This window comes from Bacillus sp. DNRA2 (genome assembly GCF_012843265.1).
In the GTDB taxonomy this organism is placed as follows: Bacteria; Bacillota; Bacilli; order Bacillales; family Cytobacillaceae; genus Bacillus_BU.
Map to the genome: position 1 here is coordinate 1 of NZ_JABAIT010000046.1, position 16,844 is coordinate 16,844.

Annotated in this window: 15 protein-coding genes, 1 tRNA gene, 1 rRNA gene, 1 other RNA gene and 1 other annotated feature; of the genes, 4 read left to right on the forward strand and 14 right to left on the reverse strand. The window is 39.3% G+C overall.

Going from position 1 to position 16,844, the window contains the following annotated elements:
* Positions 1–497 precede the first annotated feature (497 nt).
* From HHO41_RS21305 to tadA, 7 genes are all read right to left on the reverse strand, one after another.
* A complete protein-coding gene (locus tag HHO41_RS21305) occupies positions 498–761 on the reverse strand; it encodes a pro-sigmaK processing inhibitor BofA family protein (RefSeq protein WP_169102471.1) in 264 nt (87 codons plus the stop codon).
* Positions 762–850: 89 nt separating this feature from the next.
* Complete coding sequence (locus HHO41_RS21310) at positions 851–1,069, reverse strand: YaaL family protein (RefSeq protein ID WP_169102473.1); 219 nt, start codon at positions 1,067–1,069, stop codon at positions 851–853.
* A 19-nt stretch (positions 1,070–1,088) separates the two neighbouring features.
* On the reverse strand, positions 1,089–1,685 hold the full coding sequence (gene recR, locus HHO41_RS21315; RefSeq protein WP_169102475.1) for a recombination mediator RecR: 597 nt from the start codon (positions 1,683–1,685) through the stop codon (positions 1,089–1,091).
* 14 nt (positions 1,686–1,699) lie between these two features.
* The gene (locus tag HHO41_RS21320; protein ID WP_169102495.1) at positions 1,700–2,014 is read right to left on the reverse strand and encodes a YbaB/EbfC family nucleoid-associated protein; all 315 of its coding nucleotides are present in this window, start codon (positions 2,012–2,014) and stop codon (positions 1,700–1,702) included.
* A gap of 24 nt (positions 2,015–2,038) precedes the next feature.
* Positions 2,039–3,736, reverse strand: a complete 1,698-nt coding sequence (gene dnaX / locus HHO41_RS21325) for a DNA polymerase III subunit gamma/tau (protein WP_169102477.1) — start codon at positions 3,734–3,736, stop codon at positions 2,039–2,041.
* Between the two features lie 350 nt (positions 3,737–4,086).
* Positions 4,087–4,352, reverse strand: an RNA gene (ffs, locus tag HHO41_RS21330) — signal recognition particle sRNA large type.
* Between the two features lie 54 nt (positions 4,353–4,406).
* On the reverse strand, positions 4,407–4,922 hold the full coding sequence (tadA, locus tag HHO41_RS21335; protein WP_169102479.1) for a tRNA adenosine(34) deaminase TadA: 516 nt from the start codon (positions 4,920–4,922) through the stop codon (positions 4,407–4,409).
* A gap of 166 nt (positions 4,923–5,088) precedes the next feature.
* Between tadA and HHO41_RS21340 the strand changes: the two genes are divergently transcribed.
* The 3 genes from HHO41_RS21340 (at position 5,089) to HHO41_RS21350 (ending at position 7,921) form a co-directional block, all read left to right on the forward strand.
* Positions 5,089–6,372 carry a glycosyl hydrolase family 18 protein gene (locus HHO41_RS21340; protein WP_169102481.1) on the forward strand — a complete coding sequence of 428 codons (1,284 nt, stop codon included), beginning with the start codon at positions 5,089–5,091 and terminating at the stop codon, positions 6,370–6,372.
* 242 nt (positions 6,373–6,614) lie between these two features.
* Entirely contained in the window at positions 6,615–7,256 is a 642-nt protein-coding gene (locus tag HHO41_RS21345; RefSeq protein WP_169102483.1) for a deoxynucleoside kinase, read from the forward strand.
* Positions 7,253–7,921, forward strand: a complete 669-nt coding sequence (locus HHO41_RS21350) for a deoxynucleoside kinase (protein WP_169102485.1) — start codon at positions 7,253–7,255, stop codon at positions 7,919–7,921. The genes HHO41_RS21345 and HHO41_RS21350 overlap by 4 nt, the downstream gene beginning before the upstream one ends.
* Positions 7,922–8,811: 890 nt before the next feature.
* Here the strand turns inward: HHO41_RS21350 and HHO41_RS21355 are convergent.
* The 6 genes from HHO41_RS21355 to guaB form a co-directional block, all read right to left on the reverse strand.
* A tRNA-Ser gene (locus tag HHO41_RS21355) sits at positions 8,812–8,904 on the reverse strand.
* 90 nt (positions 8,905–8,994) lie between these two features.
* A complete protein-coding gene (gene serS, locus HHO41_RS21360; RefSeq protein ID WP_169102487.1) occupies positions 8,995–10,278 on the reverse strand; it encodes a serine--tRNA ligase in 1,284 nt (427 codons plus the stop codon).
* A gap of 233 nt (positions 10,279–10,511) precedes the next feature.
* Positions 10,512–10,734 (reverse strand) — a binding site (T-box leader).
* Between the two features lie 52 nt (positions 10,735–10,786).
* Positions 10,787–11,377 (reverse strand): pyridoxal 5'-phosphate synthase glutaminase subunit PdxT, encoded by a 591-nt coding sequence (pdxT, locus tag HHO41_RS21365; RefSeq protein WP_169102489.1) that lies wholly within the window; start codon positions 11,375–11,377, stop codon positions 10,787–10,789.
* A gap of 11 nt (positions 11,378–11,388) precedes the next feature.
* Complete coding sequence (gene pdxS / locus HHO41_RS21370; protein ID WP_147536212.1) at positions 11,389–12,270, reverse strand: pyridoxal 5'-phosphate synthase lyase subunit PdxS; 882 nt, start codon at positions 12,268–12,270, stop codon at positions 11,389–11,391.
* Positions 12,271–12,390: 120 nt separating this feature from the next.
* Positions 12,391–13,686: a serine hydrolase gene (locus HHO41_RS21375; protein ID WP_169102497.1), complete on the reverse strand. Its 1,296-nt coding sequence runs from the start codon at positions 13,684–13,686 to the stop codon at positions 12,391–12,393.
* Between the two features lie 210 nt (positions 13,687–13,896).
* Entirely contained in the window at positions 13,897–15,363 is a 1,467-nt protein-coding gene (guaB, locus tag HHO41_RS21380; protein WP_169102491.1) for an IMP dehydrogenase, read from the reverse strand.
* Between the two features lie 119 nt (positions 15,364–15,482).
* Between guaB and HHO41_RS21385 the strand changes: the two genes are divergently transcribed.
* Complete coding sequence (locus tag HHO41_RS21385) at positions 15,483–16,451, forward strand: YaaC family protein (RefSeq protein WP_169102493.1); 969 nt, start codon at positions 15,483–15,485, stop codon at positions 16,449–16,451.
* A 296-nt stretch (positions 16,452–16,747) separates the two neighbouring features.
* Here HHO41_RS21385 and rrf read toward each other — a convergent pair.
* Positions 16,748–16,844 (reverse strand): 5S ribosomal RNA (gene rrf, locus HHO41_RS21390); the annotation flags it as partial.

The window sequence follows — 16,844 nt, forward strand, 5'->3', positions numbered from 1 at the left end:
CGCCGCCAGCGTTCGTCCTGAGCCAGGATCAAACTCTCCAAGAAAGTTGATTTAGCTCATAAAAGTTACGTTGGCTAGTGTTCATGATCGAAATCAATCACACTATAATTTGTTTATTGTTGACGTTTGTTTGTTTAGTTTTCAAAGAGCAATTTGTGCCGCTCGAGGCGACTTTATAAATATAACATTTCGTCATATTTTTGTCAAACATTTTTTTGAAATGTTTTTTGTCGTTTTGACGACGTTACTTATAATAGCACGACCACAAATTCCCGTCAACACTAATTTCACTTTTTTTAAAAATAGAATGTGTTAATGCTTAGTTTTGATTAATCCCAAGTTGATTGGAGCGGAAGGCACGAAGACTCCTGCGGGAGTAGCTGGTATGGGAGACCCCGCGGAAAGCGAAGTGCCTGCAGCGGAAATCAACATTCATGTTTAACGCTCCTAAAAAATAAAAAACCGCCAGAAGATGACGGATTCATTTAACTAAGTATTTACATTACCCAAACTTGTACTGCAACTAACGCTGCCAATCCTGGTAGACCAAGAAACCCAGATATCGCTGTCGTAATAAAATTTATCGGAACATAAATACCATATTGATTTCCAAGGGTATTTAAAAAGAAAAGAAACATCGCACCAATTAATAACTTTATGATTCCTTGTCCAATATATCGAATTGGTCTTACGGGCGCACCAATAAATAGTAATAATAAAACTAAAACACCGATAATCGAAATGATTATAACTGGTTCCAAATGAAAATAACCCCCTACCATATTATTTGTACTAATAAGTTATGTACAAGCGTCTGAAAAAAGACCAATGGTAAGGGGCTATATACTGTTTATTTTCTAATTGAAATTTTTCTACTCTTGGCTTCTCTTATTAAAAAGAAATATTTTAACTCCGCTAATTTCGCCTCGCTGATGATATCTTCTGACGGATCAAGACACTTTTCAACAAGCGATTTCTGATTATACCAAAAGTTTCGGGCATTATTCAGCTGAGTTAGCAGTTTTTCATCGAACTCTTTACGAAGTCGACCTTTTCGTTGAAAAAACATAGGTATTCCTCCGATTGAATTATACTTCTCTTCGTCCTTCTAATGCTTTTGAAAGGGTTACTTCATCAGCATATTCCAAATCACCGCCAACTGGTAAGCCGTGGGCAATTCTTGTGATTTTGATACCAGACGGTTTTAACAAGCGAGAAATATACATGGCAGTTGCTTCTCCCTCGATATTGGGATTAGTGGCAAGAATAACCTCTTCAACTGTTTCATCTTGGAGCCGTTTAAGTAATTCAGGAATTTTAATATCTTCTGGGCCAATCCCGTCCATCGGAGAGATTGCGCCATGTAAAACATGATATAATCCGGAAAATTCCTTCATTTTCTCCATCGCAATTACATCTTTTGGATCTTGAACTACACAAATGACAGTGCGATCCCTGCGCTGATCCTCGCAAATATAACATGGATCTTGATCAGTAATATGACCACAAACGGAACAATAGGTTAGATTTCTTTTAGCATTTACTAAAGCTTTCGCAAAATCCAACACAATATCTTCCTTCATACTTAACACATGAAATGCCAGTCTTGAGGCAGTCTTTGGCCCAATTCCTGGCAATTTCATAAAGCTGTCAATCAGCTTTGAAATCGGTTCAGGATAATGCATATCATTAATTCCTCCTAGAACAATCCGGGAAGATTCATTCCTTTAGTAAATTGTCCCATCGTGTTATTCACTAGTTCTTCTGCTTTTTTCAAGGCATCATTTGTTGCCGCTAATACTAAATCTTGAAGCATTTCTACATCATCTGGGTCTACTGCTTCTGGTTTAATATTTACTTCAACTACTTCTTTATGTCCAGTAACAATAACTGTTACAACTCCACCAGCTGTACCTTCAATACGCTTTTCACCTAGTTCTTCCTGAGCCTTTGCCATTTGTTTCTGCATTTTTTGCATTTGTTTCATCATACCTTGCATGTTTCCTCCACGCATCATAACGAAAACCTCCAATATGTTTTATTCTTTGATTTCTACCAGATCTTCACCAAACAGCTTAACTGCTTCGGTTATTAACGGGTCCTCTTGCTTCAGTTGATCCCCGTCTGAGGATTCATGGTGCTGACTTGATATAAAGTTCTCTCGTATATTATGCCATTGATCTTCTGGAACGCCTACAAATTGCATATTTTTCCCTAGTAATTGTTCCATAATAGAAGATACTGTTTCGAGAAATCTTTGGTTATCCATCGCCATTTGGCAGTGGATTTCATATTTAAATTTAATAATAAACGTATGTTCAGATGCTGCTACTGGTTCAGCATCATTTAATAAAGCAGCTTGTGAACGCATTTGTCTTTGGGAAAGTAACCCAAGCATTTCCCCCCATTTACTTTTCACCATGTTCAGGTTACTCTTTGTGGCCTGCTTAAGTATTTCATTTATTTTACCCACCGGTGCTTGGAAACCCTTGCGTGAGCTTCTTTGCGGTGGCTGTTTAGCAGTGGTTTCCTCGGCAGTTTGATCTCTATTACCAGATATCGACAAGTTCCTGATTTTTTCTTCTAGATGTTCAATTTTACTAAGTAGCTGTTCAATTTCAGGCATTGATGTTGTTGAAAACCCTGAGGAACTTTCTAAATGACAAAGCTTAACTAGTGCCACTTCGAGGAAAATTCTTGGATGATTGGTCCATTTCATTTCCTGCTGGGTTTTATTTAATATCTCGATAAGTTGATATATTTGGTCATGACTGATTTCATTAGCTATTTGTTTAAAATCTTCATCAGCCATTGTTCTTTCAAGTGCTTCTTCCAGTAATGGCGCCGTCTTATATAGGAGCATATCTCGGAAATAAAAAATAAAGTCTTCAATAAACCGAGATGGGTCTTTACCATTTGCTAATAATTGATCAAGCGCTGATAATCCACCAGCAGTATCATGTCCAAGAATTGCCCTTGCCAAACTATTTAAGAACCCTTGCGAAACAGAACCCGTTACAGTTAAAGCATCTTCAACGGTTACCCGGTCCTGACTAAAGGAAATTGCTTGGTCCAATAAACTTAATGCATCGCGCATTCCGCCCTCGGCAGCCTTAGCAATGATATGAAGTGCCTGTTCCTCACAGTCAACTCCCGTTTCATTGACAATTAAACGCATTCTTCCAACAATTGCCTTCGCAGTTATTCGTTTAAAATCAAAACGTTGGCAGCGTGAAATAATCGTTAATGGGATTTTATGAGGTTCAGTCGTTGCTAAAATAAAAATGACGTGTTTTGGTGGTTCTTCAAGCGTTTTTAAAAGCGCATTAAACGCTCCAATCGTAAGCATATGTACTTCGTCAACAATATAGACCTTATACTTTACTGAAGTTGGTGCATATTTAACTTTATCACGTATGTCGCGAATTTCTTCGACACCATTGTTAGAAGCGGCATCTATTTCGATTACATCCGGGATAGATCCATCCGTAATTCCCTTACATGCTGCACACTCATTACATGGCTCACTAATAGGTGCCCGTTCACAATTTACGGCTTTAGCTAAAATTTTGGCAGCACTTGTTTTCCCTGTTCCTCGTGGCCCGGAGAAAAGGTAGGCGTGTGAGATTTTTTGCTGAAGCAAGGCGTTTTGTAAAGTTTTCGTAACATGTTCTTGTCCGACAACATCAATAAAGGCTTGTGGACGCCAAACACGGTATAAAGCTTGATAACTCACTGACATCGCCCCTTCTATAATTTTGCTCCAGGGACTCTGGTCCTTGGCGCCTTTTAGCTGTCCAAAAGTATCTTCTCTATTATAACGTATACATTTTCAATTTTACAAAATGATTAAGGACAAAAATAAAAAAACTCATCTCATAATTAATAAAGCGGAAGCGCCTTGGTCAGGGGCGACAGGCACAAGACGAGACCTGCAGGAAATCCTGATTTCCGGAAGGGCTTGGCTTGTGACCCCGAGCCCCTAGGCGCTGGAGCTAGGCACCGATCTTATTTCAAAAACATCACTTTTTCAAATAAAAAAACTCATCTCAAGTATGAGACGAGCTTTGATGTTCGGTATGTATACCGTGCACCCTCCTTCGACTGACGACCATAAGCGTTACTTAAGCAGTTAGCTCAGCCCAGGCAACCCCGCGGCACATGAGAGTTTCCACTTAATGCTGCTTCCTTCCGGACCTGACATGGTTCGTGGATTCCCATTGCGCAGGACCCGGGCGTCAACGCCACTTACTTAAGGCAGACCCTACAGTCAGCCAGCCTCAGAGAGGGAATTCGGCCTCGCTAGAGCGGATTGCGAGTACAGGGCACCGCTACCTCCCCGCTTAGCACGGTAATTAGAAGTATACTAGGATTCGACGGAAAATGCAATCTGAAACCAATGTTAATTATTGTAAGTCAGTAATTTCAAGCTGCTGCAACCTTTTCTTAGCCTTCTTCCGCTCACGGATTGCCCTGAAAAAGTTCGTTAACAGTTCACTGCATTCCGTTTCTAATACCCCGCTAACGACCTCACTACAATGGTTAAAACGTTCATCTTCTGGCAAGTTCATAAATGTACCTGCACAACCACCCTTCGGATCCTTTGCCCCGTACACAACCCGCTTTATCCGCGATAAAATAACCGCACCTGCACACATCGGACAAGGCTCTAAGGTTACATACAATGTAGCCTCTTCAAGACGCCATGTCCCAAGCTTTTGACAAGCTTCATCAATTACTAGTAATTCAGCATGGGCTAATGAATTTTGCTTCGTTTCGCGCAAATTATGGGCGCGGGCAATGATTTCTCCACCCAATACCAAGACAGCCCCAATTGGAACCTCAGCCTTTGCCTCAGCCTTTCTTGCTTCCTCAATGGCTACAACCATAAATTTTTCATCTTCAATATCTTGAACGCTCATAGAATACCTCATTGAAATGAATTTCTTTTATTTTACAAGAACTCACTTACTAATGCACCTATGATTGACCTTATTATATTCATACACCAAGTTTGCCAATGAAATCATTTATTTATTTTTCAAATCATAAAATGATTAATATTTGGTGTTGATAAGGAGGATGAATATGCAAATACATGTGATTGGCCCCAATCAATCCTTGTTTGGGATTGCTCAAGCATATAGTACAACAGTGAATGATCTTATTGAAGCAAATGACCTTCCAAATCCAAATGATTTAGTTCAAGGCCAAGCTTTAGTTATACCGATTATCGGAAGGTTCTATTGGGTCCAAAGTGGAGATAGCCTTTATTCAGTTGGAAGGAAATTTGGAATTAGTGCTCAACAATTAGCAACAGTTAACCGTATTCCATTGAACAGACCACTTTCAATCGGAATGCGATTATATATTCCACCACGTCCGAAACGAAACGCTGAAATCAATGCTTATGTGGAGCCGCGAGGTAATTCAGTTGCTCCTGCATTGGAAGCAAGTGCTAGGGAAGCAGCACCTTATTTAACCTATTTAGCCCCATTTAGTTTTCAAGCCTTGCGTGATGGTAGTCTAAAGGAACCATTGTTGAATAACTTTCCAGCAATTGCCCGTGCCAATAAGAATACCTTAATGATGGTCATTACAAATCAGGAAAATGATCAATTCAACGCTGAACTCGGTCACATCCTTCTAACAAATATAGAGATTCAAAATCGATTTTTAAACACTATTGTTAGTACTGCGAAAAAGTACGGTTTTAGAGATATCCATTTTGATTTTGAGTTTTTGCGACCTACTGATCGCGAAGCTTATAACCGATTCTTGAGACGAGCGCGTGATCGTTTTAAGCGTGAAGGTTGGCTCATCTCCACAGCTCTGGCGCCGAAAACCAGTGCTACTCAAAAAGGAGAATGGTATGAAGCTCACGATTATCGAGCCCACGGTGAAATAGTCGATTTTGTGGTGATTATGACTTATGAATGGGGTTATAGTGGTGGTCCTGCGATGGCTGTATCTCCTATAGATCAAGTCAGAAAGGTACTTACTTATGCCCTCACTGAAATGCCCGGGCAAAAAATCATGATGGGACAAAATTTATATGGATACGATTGGACGCTGCCATTTGTACAGGGAACTGTCGCTCGGGCTGTGAGTCCACAGCAGGCTATTGAGCTAGCAGCTACCCACAATGTCCCCATCTTATACGATTCAAAGGCACAAGCTCCTCACTTTAATTATACAGGTGCCCAAGGAAAACGGCATGAGGTGTGGTTCGAGGATGCCCGTTCAATCCAAGCTAAATTCGATCTCATCAAAGAGTTAAATTTACGGGGAATCAGCTATTGGAAGCTCGGACTCTCCTTCCCCCAAAACTGGCTCTTAATCGTCGAAAACTTCAACGTCGTCAAACGATAAATCATAACATAAAGACAGTTGCCTCATCGGAGCAGCTGTCCTATTTAATTTGGGCTGGAAAGCGAAGCGCCTGTAACGGAAATCAACAGACACGTTTAATCCAGCCTAATTTTTAAAAAATACATATAATCTCCAAGTTCGTTTCCAATATAATTGTGTTACAATTACACTTGCGCTATTTTTAAAATTATATTCAAATAACAAATAATATATAGATTGTAAGCTTATTGAGGAGGACAACTATGGAGGGAACACCTTTTATTACGGTTGAAGGTCCGATAGGTGTAGGGAAAACCTCCCTTGCAAAGGCAATATCTGACCACTTTCAATATAACCTTTTGAAAGAAATTGTTGATGAAAATCCATTTCTAGGGAAATTTTATGAAAATATTGAGGAATGGAGTTTCCAAACCGAGATGTTTTTCCTGTGCAACCGCTACAAACAGTTAGGAGACATCAACGGTTATTATCTATCACAAAAACAGCCCGTTGTTGCTGATTATCATATTTTTAAAAATTTAATCTTTGCAAAACGGACCTTGAATCAAGACGAATTTCAGAAATACTATCAAATATATCAAATCCTTACCTCAGATATGCCAAAACCCAATGTCATTATCTATTTAAATGCCAGTCTCGATACACTCCTCTCTCGAATAAAATTAAGAGGTCGAGAAGTAGAAAAAAATATTAGTCCGCTCTATTTAGAGCAATTATCGCTCGATTACGAACATGCGATGCTAGAATTTGAAGCGCAACATCCCGAGATTCCTGTAATCCGTTTCAACGGCGATGAGTTGGATTTTGTCAATCAAAAAGAAGACCTATTTCTAATTTTCAATACCCTTTCTAAACACGTATTTAAAAGGAGCCCACAACTATGAATCTACGCATGAAGTATCAAATTCCAACCAATGCGGTTATCACTATTGCCGGTACAGTTGGCGTAGGTAAATCGACTATGACGCACGCCTTAGCAGATGCTTTGGAATTCCGAACATCCCTGGAAAAAGTGGACACAAACCCTTATTTAGATAAATTTTATGCAGACTTTACCCGTTGGAGCTTTCATTTGCAGGTTTATTTTTTAGCAGAACGCTTCAAAGAGCAAAAGCGAATCTTCGAATATGGCGGTGGTTTTATTCAGGATCGCTCTATTTATGAGGACACGGGTATTTTTGCAAAAATGCATTTTGACAAAGGAACGATGTCGAAGGTAGATTATGAAACCTACACTAACCTATTTGAAGCAATGGTCATGACCCCATACTTCCCACATCCAGATTTACTTATTTACTTAGAGGGATCGATTGAAGATATTCTGGAGCGGATTAAAAAGCGCGGTCGGCCAATGGAACAACAAACGCCAATTGAATATTGGTTAGAAATGCATAAACGCTACGAAGACTGGATAAATTCCTTTAACGCTTGCCCAGTGCTTCGCATTAATATTAAAGACTATGATCTTTCTGAGGATTCCACATCGATAGAACCAATCATTGAACGGGTTTCTTATTTTATGAATCAAACTAAAATGCTAATAAAGTAAGAAAAGCGGAAGCGGCTTGCCCAGGTGCTAGACACTAAAACTAGTTTAATACTTACACTTTCTTAAGCAGTAGGCTCTGTTATTCTTCAAAGTTGATTTCCCTGTAGTTATGAGAATTCATAAGCGGAGAATTTCCGTCTAATATAAAAAAAGGTAGCTCAAATAGCCCAAATAAGCGGAGAGATTCCGCTTAGCAGCTCTAAAATGAACAAAATTTATAGATTTAGATCATTTAAGCGGAAAAACTCCGCTTATTGTTAAGGAAATATTGGTATTTCCCAATTTAACCGGAATTTGTCCGCTTATATCATCAACACATTGAAATCAACATTCACCTTTAAAACAACAAAACAGCAAAACAAAGCAGGTATATCCAGTTTGTGATGGTATACCTGCTTTTTAATTGGCTCTATTCTAAAAGAATTTTGCGTTTTGGATGAATATAGATGTTTGGAAGCAATAATTAGTGGACATCCAATCCTTTATTTGTGCTAATAACTGTATTATCGAGATGGATGAGGACATTGAATCCTCTATTTGCGCAAATCACTGTCTAACTTTCAAGTTTTTGGCTAAATAAGGTATCTGAAGTCCGCAAACCTTTCAAATCAAGGATTTTACTGCAAATAAGGTACTCTGTGTCCGCTAGAAACAGTATTTATCCTGTGGTTATACTAATCTTGTTCGAAGGGTTATACCTAGAACGCTAAAAGGCAACATTCTTTGCGAAACAGCTTTTCAATTTCGAGATTTCTCAAGTATTTTTGCCTTTGTTCACACTTTTGTCGAATTTTCTTTATTTATAGTCAAAAAAACCCGCTACTTTAGAAAGTAGCAGGCTTCAATCTCCAATTTATGCACGATACATATTAAAATCATAGATGTAAAAATGGCGGAGGAAGAGGGATTCGAACCCCCGCGCGGTTTAACCCGCCTGTCGGTTTTCAAGACCGATCCCTTCAGCCGGACTTGGGTATTCCTCCGTGACAAGAAATAATATAACACGTCCAAAAAGCAAAGTCAACATGATTATTAAAAAGCTGGGCGAAAAAATTTCGACCAGCTTTTTATCTTTAAACTTCAGGAACAATTACTTTATGTTTGCCCATATACGGCTGTAATACCTCTGGAATTAAGATGCTGCCATCCTCTTGCTGGTAATTTTCTAAAACCGCAGCAACTGTTCTACCGATTGCAAGCCCAGAACCATTTAAAGTGTGCACATGCTCAGGCTTTGCTTTAAGATCACGACGGAAGCGAATATTTGCACGACGAGCCTGGAAGCCCTCAAAATTACTGCATGATGAAATCTCTCGGTATGTATTGTAGCTTGGTAACCAAACCTCAATATCATATTTTTTCGCCGCAGTGAAACCTAAATCTCCCGTACACATGCTCATCACACGATAAGGAAGTCCTAAAAGCTGAAGTACTTTTTCAGCATGACCTGTTAATTTTTCAAGCTCAGCATAAGAATCCTCAGGTTTTACAAATTTAACCAACTCTACTTTATTAAATTGGTGCTGACGGATTAAGCCGCGTGTATCACGACCAGCTGAACCTGCTTCTGAACGGAAACACGCACTAAATGCAGCATAACTGATTGGCAAGTCAGTGCCGTTTAGAATTTCGTCACGGTGGAGATTTGTAACTGGAACTTCCGCAGTTGGGATTAAGAAGAAATCTTCACTCTCAATTAAGAAAGCATCCTCTTCGAATTTTGGCAGCTGCCCAGTCCCAGTCATTGAAGCACGGTTGACCATATACGGTGGCAGAATTTCCTTGTAACCATGCTCATCCACATGAAGGTCTAGCATAAAGTTAAACAATGCACGTTCTAAACGAGCACCTAAGCCTTTATAAAAGACAAAACGGCTTCCTGTAACCTTCCCTGCCCGCTCAAAATCAAGAATGTCTAGTTGATCGGCTAAATCCCAGTGTGGCTTTGCTTCAAAATCAAATTTGCGAACTTCACCCCAAGTTCGGATTTGAACATTGTCATCTTCAGTATCACCAACCGGTACACTTTCATGCGGGATATTGGGAATGCTAAGCAATAACCCTTCTAACTTCTCTTCAACAACTCGTAGCTCTTCATCATATGTTTTAATATTCTCGCCAACCTGCTTCATTTCAGCAATTAAATGGTCAGCGTTTTGTTTTTCTCGCTTTAGTTGAGCTACTTGTTGTGATACCTCATTGCGCTTGCTCTTCAATTTTTCGCTTTCAACGATTAAGTCACGGCGTTTCTGATCTAGTTCTTCAAATTTCCCTAAGTCTGTTAAATCCTCACCGCGGTGCTGAAGCTTAGCTTTTACCTCTTCAAAGTTTGCTCGTAATACTTTAATATCCAGCATACTTAATCCTCCCTTATAAAAATAGGCTGTGTTAAACATGAATGTTGATTTCCGCTGCAGGCACTCCCTTTCCGCGGGGCGGGCGGTGAGCCTCCTCGGCGCTTTAGCGCCTGTGGGGTCTCACCTGTCCCGCTACTCCCGCAGGAGTCTCGTGCCTTCCGCTCCAATCAACTTGTGAAAAAAATCAACACTATGTATTAACAGCAAAAAAAATAAAAAACTCCCGTCCCTAATACAGGGACGAGAGTTACTCGCGATACCACCCTGGTTGAAGGCAATAATATGCCCTCCACCTCAAACAGATAACGGCTGTTACCGAAAGCAATTACTAACCTAAAAGAAGGCGTTCCATGCTTTACTCGAGGATGGATTCACAAAAGCGCTTCACCAGTTCACACCAACCACTGGCTCTCTTAAGAAATGCTGTTTGCTACTATTTCCTCTCATGGCTTTAAACCATATGAATTCACACATAATGTACTATAGTTATTGCTCGAATGCAACCAATTTATACAGATTGTGTTCCTTTTGCCTCTTTTACCATGCTGACAAAATAAGCAGTTAAACGATGGTCATCCGTTAGTTCGGGATGGAAAGAACATCCTAAAACATTGCCTTCACGAGCAGCTACGATTCGTCCATTATGCTTTGAAATAACCTCGACGTTTTCACCAGCTGCAACAATGTGAGGAGCGCGGATAAACACCGCTGGAAAATCAAGAGCAACACCGGTAATATCCAGCTCAGCCTCAAAACTTTCCCGCTGACGACCAAAGGAATTACGTTCAACTGTTACATCCATAATCCCAATATGTGGCTCGTCATACCCAATTACACGTTTAGCTAACAAAATTAAACCAGCACAAGTACCAAACATTGGTTTGCCGGAATTAGCAAATTCTCTTAGCTTATCCATGAAGTTGTATTTATCAATTAGCTTGCGCATTGTTGTACTTTCACCGCCAGGTAAAATTAACCCGTCAATCTCATCCAACTGCTCAACCTTTTTAATTACGACTGCTTCCGCTCCGGATTCTTCAATGGAACGGACATGCTCCCGTACCGCTCCCTGTAATCCTAGAACTCCGATTTTAACCATTGTAGTACTCCTTACCAACCGCGATCTTGCATACGTGCACTTGGAGCAATTGTAGAGATTTCAATTCCCTTCATTGCTGTTCCAAGACCTTTTGAAAGGCTCGCAATTAATTCATAATCTTGATAGTGTGTTGTTGCTTCAACAATTGCTCTTGCAAATTTAGCAGGATTTTCTGATTTGAAAATACCTGAACCTACGAATACACCGTCAGCACCAAGCTGCATCATTAACGCAGCATCTGCAGGAGTTGCAACTCCACCTGCTGCAAAGTTAACAACTGGAAGCTTGCCTAAGCGTTTGATTTCAAGTAATACTTCAAATGGAGCACCTAGTAGCTTAGCTTCAGTCATTAGTTCGTCTTCATTCATACCTACTACTTTCTTCACCTGAGCATTTACTTTACGCATATGACGAACTGCTTCAACGATATTTCCTGTTCCTGGCTCACCTTTAGTACGAAGCATTGACGCACCCTCAGCGATACGACGAGCTGCTTCACCTAAATCACGGCATCCGCATACAAACGGTACAGTAAAGTCTCTTTTATATAAATGGAACTCCTCATCTGCTGGAGTTAATACTTCACTTTCATCTATGTAATCAGCACCTAATGCTTCAAGTACGCGTGCTTCTACAATGTGTCCAATCCGGCATTTTGCCATTACAGGAATCGATACTGCATTGATAACTTCTTCAGTGATAGTTGGATCTGCCATTCTTGCAACGCCACCAGCTGCACGAATATCTGAAGGCACTCGCTCCAATGCCATAACGGCAACAGCCCCTGCCTCCTCAGCAATTTTAGCTTGCTCAGCATTGATAACGTCCATGATGACGCCGCCTTTTTGCATTTCTGCCATACCTCTTTTAACGCGATCTGTTCCAGTTTTCACGGAAACTTCCCCCCAAAAAATTAAGATGTTTAAATTTTAAGAACAATTAATTCTATCGGATTATTCTTTTTTAAATAAAACAATAAAAAGGGGCTCTTGTCAAGACAAGAACCCTCATTTTTAGAACCATCCTTTTACAGTAGACGACACACTTCCCCAAACATCACCAAAGAATCCGCCAATACCACGCATCATTAATACAAAGCCGTTCGCTTTTTCAACATTTTCTGCAGCAATCACATCTACCTTAATTCCTTTTGAAGGATCGCTATTAATAAAGCCAAAATCCTCGCCATTTTTCGGTTCAAGCGTTACATACCCGACTTTATCACCTTTTTTAACTGGAGCAGTTAACTCTCCGTTTTTCGTAAGCTTTTTCTTATCTAATACTAATACTGCTTTATAGTTATCTTTTTCACCATTTTTCACGACTAAGTCAATGGCATCTTTCGTGTAGATCTTTACGTTATCGCCTTTTCCTTTAATAACCGGAAGGGTTTTTGTACCTTTAACTTGATAATGTTTAGGTAAAACCTGTTCTTCACCAAAATTATTGAATGCGTAATCAAGGACTTTTCTTGTTTCCGTAAAACGTGTGTCCTTTGAAGATGCTTTCATAACTACTGAAATAAATCGTTGACCATTTCTTTCTGCAGTAGCTGTAAAACAATAACCAGCAAAATCTGTAGAGCCTGTTTTCAGACCATCTACACCTTTATATTCAAAAATTAAACCAGGAAGCATCCAGTTAAAGTTTGGATATTCCTTCCCATCCTTTGCAAAATTCAACTTTGGTGTTTTGGCAATTTCAATTACTTCAGGGTAATCAGTTATTAACCGATAGGCTAATTTAGCAGTTGCGCGTGCTGACATAACATTTTCATCATTTGGCCCACCTGCTGGGATGTTACCTAATAAACTTTCGTTGTTAAGTCCAGAGGCATTAACAAATTTAAAATCCTTTAAACCTAATTCTCCAGCTCGTTTATTCATTAACGCCACGAAATTCTTCTCAGTCCCTGCCACAGTTTCGGCTAAAGCAACCGTTGCTGCGTTACCTGAGAAAATGGCCATTGCTTCGTACAATTCTTTTACTGTATATTCTTCACCTTGAGTCAAACCAACATTTGATAATCCAGGAGCAGCTGATAATTTATGAACATACTCATTAATCATTACTTTTTGATCCCAAGAAAGTTTTTTATTATGGATTGCTTCTAATACCAAGTATTCCGTCATCATTTTAGACATACTTGCTACACCTAGAACGGCATCGGGATTTTTTTGATATAAAATTTTACCAGTCTTAGCATCTAGTAATATAGCAGCTTCCGCATTAATCCCTAGTGGATCGCTTTCCGCACTAGCCTGATTTGGAATGATTGTTGCGATAGATGCAAAACTAATAACAAACATGACAATGAACGACAGAAACTTACGATAATAATTCAACCCGATTTCCTCCAGCTCTAATAATTTATGACGGTATTGCAGTTGAGATAGTTAGTCTCTTTATTTTCACCTTGAATAGTTTAACATAAATGCACACGAGAAAAAAGACAGAGAATATTTCCTCTGCCTCCTGAAAATGTAGAAATAGTCTACTTTTTTTCAATGGATATTACATTAAGAAAGTGAATAGTTAGGTGCCTCTTTCGTAATTTGAACATCATGTGGATGACTTTCTCTTAAACCAGCACCAGTCATTCTGATAAATTGGGCATTTTCTCTTAATTCACGTAAGTCTTTAGTACCACAATAACCCATACCAGAACGAATGCCACCAACTAATTGGTAAATAGAATCAGCAAGCGGTCCTTTGTAAGGAACTCTTCCTTCAATACCTTCTGGAACAAACTTTTTATTATCCTCTTGGAAGTAACGATCCTTTGATCCCTTTTCCATAGCACTGACAGAGCCCATACCACGATAAACCTTAAAGCGTCGACCTTGGTAAATTTCAGTGTCTCCAGGGCTCTCTGAAGTACCAGCAAGCATACTACCTAGCATAACAGCATGTCCACCAGCAGCAAGTGCTTTTACGATATCACCAGAATATTTAATTCCTCCATCAGCAATAATGGCTTTGCCAAGCTTTCTTGCTTCAGTAGCACAGTCATATACAGCAGTAATTTGTGGTACACCTACACCGGCAACCACACGGGTAGTACAGATAGAACCAGGGCCAATACCAACCTTAACGACATCTGCACCAGCTTCGATCAATGCCTTTGTCGCAGCTCCTGTAGCCACGTTACCAGCAATAATTCCCAACTCCGGATATTTGCTTCTGATTTCTTTTACAGTATTGATTACCCCTGCAGAGTGACCATGAGCAGTATCAACAACAATGATATCAACATTAGCTTTTACAAGCGCGTCAACGCGATTAATTGTATCTCCTGTTACACCGACTGCTGCACCTGCTAACAATCTTCCTTGTTGATCCTTAGCTGAGTTAGGGAATTCAATAACCTTTTCAATATCTTTAATGGTAATAAGGCCTTTTAAAACACCTGTCTCATCTACTAGTGGCAATTTCTCAATTTTATATTGCTGCAGGATTTTTTCTGCATCTTCTAAGCTAGTACCTACCGGTGCAGTGACAAGATTTTCCTTTGTCATTACGTCAGAGATTAAAATCGAATAATCTTGGATAAACCGCAAATCACGATTAGTCAGGATACCAACTAATTTTTGCTCTTCTCCATTATTTACGATAGGCACCCCAGAGATTCTGTATTTACCCATTAAATGCTCAGCATCAAAAACCTGCTGTTCAGGTGTTAAGAAAAATGGATCCGTGATAACGCCGCTTTCAGAGCGCTTTACTTTAAGAACTTGATCTGCTTGTTGCTCAATTGACATGTTCTTATGAATAATTCCAATTCCGCCCTGTCTAGCAATTGCAATTGCCATATCCGCCTCTGTTACCGTATCCATTCCTGCACTGATAATTGGGATATTCAACTTGATTTTTCCTGTCAATTCTACTTGAAGATTTACATCTCGTGGCAACACTTCCGATTTGGCCGGAATGAGCAATACATCATCGAACGTTAAACCCTCTTTACTAAATTTAGATTCCCACATTTTATTTTTGACCTCCTGGATACGTAAAAATATTATTAGTAGGTTATCAATTGGATAAAATACTGTCAAGAAACTTCGCTTAAGTTAGATTTTTCAGAAAATTTCAAGGGGGTAATTTAATGAATTATAAAGACTTAAATAGTTACAAAATCTTCTTCTCAGCCTCCTTTACCCAATCCTTTTTAAAGAATTGTTATCTCAAGCAAAATATCAATGACTCCGATAAAAAAAGCTACCAAAACTGCTATCCATTTATGTACTATCTTGAACACGGGATGGTTTATTATCAGCAAGCTGAACATTCTCCATTAATTATACAACCAATTTTACTTTTTTACGGGTTTGTACATTTAGTCAAAGCATGTATTTTGACAAGGGACCCTTCTTATCCTGAGACGACATCTGTATTAGCCCACGGTGTTTCTTCGAGAAAACGAAAAAAACAGCAATATTGCTTTTTAGAAGACGATGTAAGAATACAAAAAACAGGCCTCTTTCCCTATATGTCAGATCAATTGTTTCACATGAAACAGTTAGAAGGCGACAAAGTTTTAATGGAAGATCTTCTGAGTAATATTCCTGAATTAAATCAGCTATTTTACCAACTAGAAGGGAAAAAAACTTTTACTAAAGCTGATCGTCATCACTATAACCAATTTACCATTTCCGCTAAGGTATTAGACACCTTTTATATGACACAAAATCGCTTTGAAGATTTTTTACGGGGGAAATTTAAAGAATCCTTTTCTGTAAAACAACGAGAGGGGGAATTGCTTCAAGTAGAGCTTAACCGTCACAATCTGTTAACTGGAGATGAAGCTTTGCCCTTTCGATTTAATATATCAGAAAAACAATATTATTTCCCACTCAGTAAAGATGGACTATTTCAATTTCCAGAAATACTTATCCATTATTTGCTTTTATACAATTTAAGTATGATTGCCAGATATGAAACGGAATGGTGGAGTGAACTAATGAAGATGATGAGTAATAATGATTACCCATTTATTCAGGCTTTTTTAGAGGTTACATTAGTAAAAGGACCGTTCTTAATTTATCAGTATTTAACTGCGGAACTAAGGACTTAAGGGGAGGAGAGGGAAATCAGAGCACATTGGATTGGAGGAAATTGAAGAAGATTGGAGCGGTGCGGTGCGGACATATAATCCCTAATTTGAATCAAAAATTGTGATTTCTCTTTTGTTCGGACATGAGGTGCCTTATTGTAGCCAAACGATGGCCATTTACTTAGATTTTTTGCAAATAAGGTTCTCCGTGTCCGAAACTATTGTAAATGCCTCATTTTTTTAAAAATAACGAACTACATGTCCGAAACAAAAATGCACAAAACAAAAAAACAGCTTCATCAGCTGTTTTTCCAATTGCCCGGCAGCGTCCTACTCTCACAGGGGGAGAGCCCCCAACTACCATCGGCGCTGAGAAGCTTAACTTCCGTGTTCGGTATGGGAACGGGTGTGACC

What these genes read in the sequence shown, in the direction of transcription:
- HHO41_RS21310 (WP_169102473.1), bottom strand. Translation starts at nt 1,069, where the DNA reads ATGTTTTTTCAACGAAAAGGTCGACTTCGTAAAGAGTTCGATGAAAAA.
- recR (WP_169102475.1), bottom strand. Translation starts at nt 1,685, where the DNA reads ATGCATTATCCTGAACCGATTTCAAAGCTGATTGACAGCTTTATGAAA.
- HHO41_RS21320 (WP_169102495.1), bottom strand. Translation starts at nt 2,014, where the DNA reads ATGCGTGGAGGAAACATGCAAGGTATGATGAAACAAATGCAAAAAATG.
- tadA (WP_169102479.1), bottom strand. Translation starts at nt 4,922, where the DNA reads ATGAGCGTTCAAGATATTGAAGATGAAAAATTTATGGTTGTAGCCATT.
- HHO41_RS21340 (WP_169102481.1), top strand. Translation starts at nt 5,089, where the DNA reads ATGCAAATACATGTGATTGGCCCCAATCAATCCTTGTTTGGGATTGCT.
- HHO41_RS21345 (WP_169102483.1), top strand. Translation starts at nt 6,615, where the DNA reads ATGGAGGGAACACCTTTTATTACGGTTGAAGGTCCGATAGGTGTAGGG.
- HHO41_RS21350 (WP_169102485.1), top strand. Translation starts at nt 7,253, where the DNA reads ATGAATCTACGCATGAAGTATCAAATTCCAACCAATGCGGTTATCACT.
- serS (WP_169102487.1), bottom strand. Translation starts at nt 10,278, where the DNA reads ATGCTGGATATTAAAGTATTACGAGCAAACTTTGAAGAGGTAAAAGCT.
- pdxT (WP_169102489.1), bottom strand. Translation starts at nt 11,377, where the DNA reads ATGGTTAAAATCGGAGTTCTAGGATTACAGGGAGCGGTACGGGAGCAT.
- HHO41_RS21375 (WP_169102497.1), bottom strand. Translation starts at nt 13,686, where the DNA reads ATGTTTGTTATTAGTTTTGCATCTATCGCAACAATCATTCCAAATCAG.
- guaB (WP_169102491.1), bottom strand. Translation starts at nt 15,363, where the DNA reads ATGTGGGAATCTAAATTTAGTAAAGAGGGTTTAACGTTCGATGATGTA.
- HHO41_RS21385 (WP_169102493.1), top strand. Translation starts at nt 15,483, where the DNA reads ATGAATTATAAAGACTTAAATAGTTACAAAATCTTCTTCTCAGCCTCC.